Origin of the sequence: Borrelia hispanica CRI, from assembly GCF_000500065.1 — a bacterium.
Taxonomy (GTDB): Bacteria; Spirochaetota; Spirochaetia; order Borreliales; family Borreliaceae; genus Borrelia; species Borrelia hispanica.
In genome coordinates, this window is sequence record NZ_AYOU01000165.1 from 1 (window position 1) to 2,801 (window position 2,801).

3 protein-coding genes are annotated in these 2,801 nt (G+C 26.8%); all 3 read right to left on the reverse strand.

Annotated features, from left to right (window positions below; genetic code table 11):
* Positions 1-87: 87 nt before the first annotated feature.
* Positions 88-750: a DUF1357 family protein gene (locus tag U880_RS0109480; protein WP_024655783.1), complete on the reverse strand. Its 663-nt coding sequence runs from the start codon at positions 748-750 to the stop codon at positions 88-90.
* Between the two features lies 1 nt (position 751).
* On the reverse strand, positions 752-1,951 hold the full coding sequence (locus U880_RS0109485) for an anti-CBASS protein Acb1 family protein (protein ID WP_038359775.1): 1,200 nt from the start codon (positions 1,949-1,951) through the stop codon (positions 752-754).
* A 144-nt stretch (positions 1,952-2,095) separates the two neighbouring features.
* Positions 2,096-2,764, reverse strand: a complete 669-nt coding sequence (bdr, locus tag U880_RS0109490; RefSeq protein WP_024655785.1) for a Bdr family repetitive protein — start codon at positions 2,762-2,764, stop codon at positions 2,096-2,098.
* Positions 2,765-2,801 lie beyond the last annotated feature (37 nt).

The window sequence follows — 2,801 nt, forward strand, 5'->3', positions numbered from 1 at the left end:
TCTTTAATCTCTTTAACCTTTTGTTCATATTCTTGTCTAATTTGAGTAATATTACTTGAAGACACTCTTTAACCTCCTAAAAACTATTTATGAGACATGCTTCTTTAATTTAGTAAATTTTCTCTGTCTCTCTCTATAAAAATTTGCTATACCATCTCTGAGTTCATTATGATTTATCGGTCTAAAATTGGGATTTGAAATAGACAGTTGATCTTCAAATTTAAGTGCATCTTTCCTAGATAAAGAATTGCTTAATGCGTCATTATTCTTTCTTGCCTTTATATTAACCTTAGCAAGTTCTAATAATTGTTCTAATATATTTCCTTCAATATGTTCGACTGAATCAATTTTAGCTATAGCTCTGATTTGATCCGGATTAACATATTTCCTCACAAGTTCTCGTCTTTGCGCTAAGAGTATCTCATCAAGTGAATAACCCTTAGATAAAAGCATATCTTTGTTAAAATGATTACTTAAATATTTAGATGCAAGTGTATCTATCTCATTAATTCTTGTTGCTTCTTGTAGTAATTTACGTTCTTTTTCACTCCTATCTTGTACTTCAGCAAGCTCTCGGGATACTAGTTCATTTATACTTAATGCCTCACTAGCATTAAGTTTCTTAACCTGTCCTGCATTTTCTTTTAATTTTTTATACTCTTCATATTCATTAGCACTTATACTAACAGTATCATTATTTAAATTACTATTAACTACTTCTGCACTAATATTTTTATCTTCTTCTTCCATATTAACCTCCAACACTTAAAAATAAACGATTCCTCAGTTCATTCTTATCATCTATACTTAAATCTTGATTTGCCATCATTGATGCATATCTCTCATATACTTCAAGCAGCTTAATATCACGTTCAATCTTCTCTGGCTCACTTAACATAACAAGTGAACCAAAATGCATCTTAATGCCAAAATATTTTACAAGTTTACTATTAATAGATACTTCAATAGATTCTTGTACACTTTTTAAAAAGTCATAATAATTAGATCTGTCTCCCTTACCATCACTACCAAGTCCCTTAGTCTGTTCGTTAAAACTTCTAGTTAAGGGTTCTTTGCTGTCTGCTCCTATTTTTGCTTTTACCAATTCCAACGCTTCCTTTAAATACGTCATATCATACTTTATAACTTCTAATGATGCATCTGTGTCACCGCTATAAAATATTCCTTCATTATTTAAATTAGCTTTAAGTCTCTCTATCTCTCTAGATAACATATCATTAGCATCTCTTAATGCAACAAAGTTATTCTTTGAACTTGAGCCTCCAAAAAACCCTTTAAAACCACTATTACTCTCTTTCCTTAATAACATCGCTGTATTACTTAATGCATTTTGTAATTCTACTAATGACTCATCCTTGTAAAATAAAAAGTTATGATTATCTATTCGTCTCTCAATCTCTATGTAAATCTTTTCTAATAAATACACATCAAGTAAAAAACTTTCTGTATAACACGGCGTATAAGATCCTAAAATATAATCATAATTGTCATATATTAGTAATCTACTCTTATGTATTTCTAATGATTTGATTTCTATATTTGCACTATTTATATCATTATTTCTTAAATAATATGTTATATGACTACTTTCTGGTCCAATGTCATGTACTTTAGAATAATCTAAATACATAAATCCAATTGGTAATTCATTATTTACTTCTACATCTAAATCAAAAAACTGATCGGCTGTCTTTACTAAAATGTATCCAACACCATTAAATCGACAACTAATAATGCATTGTAATAATGCTGCTTTTAATTCTATTTTTAAATTACCTAAAGCATCATCAACATCTAACGATGTGCTTGATACACTGTCTAATGTTATTCCGTTCTTTAAACAATCTTTCGCTACATTATCTATGTAGTTCCTAAAAAATATTGAATATTTATATAAATCTCTTACATTTAATCTAAAATTTAATTTCATATCTTTTTTTGTTATATTTCTTTTAATCTTATACCACACAAATATAATACACTTTATTATTTTTGCTAACTTTTTTATAATTTTTTGTTACTTTTTTTTATAAGCTTATTTAATTTATGAAAGATAAGTTTTACTTATTTAAATTTACTTTATAAACAATGCATATAACATAGATATTAATGCTAGAAATATTCCTACATTAATGGTAATAATAGTCCCAAACATCCAAGCATGTAATTTAAATGTTCCTTTAACCTCTGATGCAAATTTATCTATCTTAGTATCAAGTTCCATTTTGTTCACTTCCATATCTTTTCTCACAAGAGAAATATCTGACTTTAATTCGTCCCTTACTTTGTCGATTTTGTTATCAAGTTCTTTAAATTTAGTATCTATTTTGTTATTTAAGTTATTTTCAACAGTATCTATTTTAGTATCAAGTTCTTTAAATTTAGTATCTATTTTGTTATTTAAGTTATTTTCAACAGTATCTATTTTAGTATCAAGTTCTTTAAATTTAGTATTTATCTTATTATCAAGTTCAGTGAACTTACTATCCATTCTATTAATAAGTTCTTCTTTCGTGTCAAAAATTTTTTCTTCTAAATGTTTTAATTTGATGTCAAAGTTTTCTTTTAAATACTGAAGATCTTTAGTAGTAAGTTCATTTTTATAGTATCTATAAGATAAATCGTCCGCAATATCTCTCTTAATACCAGCTTTTACAAGCTCATTTAATACCATCTGCCTAGTAATTACAGGCTCCATTTGCATATACTCCATAAAGAATCTCCTTATGTAATTATTATACAATAATTTATAAGCTAAATGAAAGTAAATTTAGTAAAAT

What these genes read in the sequence shown, in the direction of transcription:
- U880_RS0109480 (WP_024655783.1), bottom strand. Translation starts at nt 750, where the DNA reads ATGGAAGAAGAAGATAAAAATATTAGTGCAGAAGTAGTTAATAGTAAT.
- U880_RS0109485 (WP_038359775.1), bottom strand. Translation starts at nt 1,951, where the DNA reads ATGAAATTAAATTTTAGATTAAATGTAAGAGATTTATATAAATATTCA.